We start from the raw sequence: 750 nt of genomic DNA on the forward strand, positions 1-750 counted from the left end.
TATAAACACTCTAATTTATTGATAATTAAAGAAAGACGTATAATTGCCGAGCAAAAAAATCGAGAACCGCTACTCTTTTGGCACAAATTGGTCGTAGACTTCCTGAGCTGTCATCTTTTTAGAATGAGGATTGAGCTCGTAGTAACCCGGCTTTTCATCAGTAAAGATTTCTAGCGTCAACTTAAAATCAGGATTATCGAATAAGCCAGCAGAAAGGATGTATTCGTTGGTTGGCAAGAGATGGTAAAACAAGTTCGTCCCACACTCGCCGCAAAAACCTCGTACTGCCCAATCTGAAGACTGATAACGTTTTGGCTCTGCACCTTTAAATGTGACTTCTGGGCCACAATGCACGGCATGAAGTGCCCCACTCGACCATTTTCGACACATTGAGCAGTGACACAGACTCACTTCATTCTTGGGTTCTGCGATAACTTCGATTGCGCCGCACAAACATGTTCCTTTCATTCCTCTTTCCTTATTCATTTGTTGTCGCCCTATTATGGCCTACCGATAAGCAAATCCGCGTGACCTATCCCCTGTTTCTCGTCGTGAACTTTATGAACAAAATAGCCGCAATGCTCAATATTCTCTTTATCTCCGTTTTAAAGACAGACATTTAACAGTTAATTAACCTTTACACAAAGTTCAGCCTTAACGCTTACACGGCATTAAGACAGAGCAAAATAATAAGGCTCATCAAAAAATAGAGTCGCCAACATAAGGAACGTGAACATGTTAAAGGTACTC

Annotated in this window: 1 protein-coding gene; it reads right to left on the minus strand. The window is 41.1% G+C overall.

Annotated elements, in window-relative coordinates; genetic code table 11:
* Positions 1–69: 69 nt before the first annotated feature.
* The gene (locus R7Z49_RS24625; protein WP_005477765.1) at positions 70–468 is read right to left on the minus strand and encodes a GFA family protein; all 399 of its coding nucleotides are present in this window, start codon (positions 466–468) and stop codon (positions 70–72) included.
* Positions 469–750: the final 282 nt, after the last annotated feature.

The organism is Vibrio sp. 1562, from assembly GCF_033340155.1.
In the GTDB taxonomy this organism is placed as follows: domain Bacteria; phylum Pseudomonadota; class Gammaproteobacteria; order Enterobacterales; family Vibrionaceae; genus Vibrio; species Vibrio alginolyticus.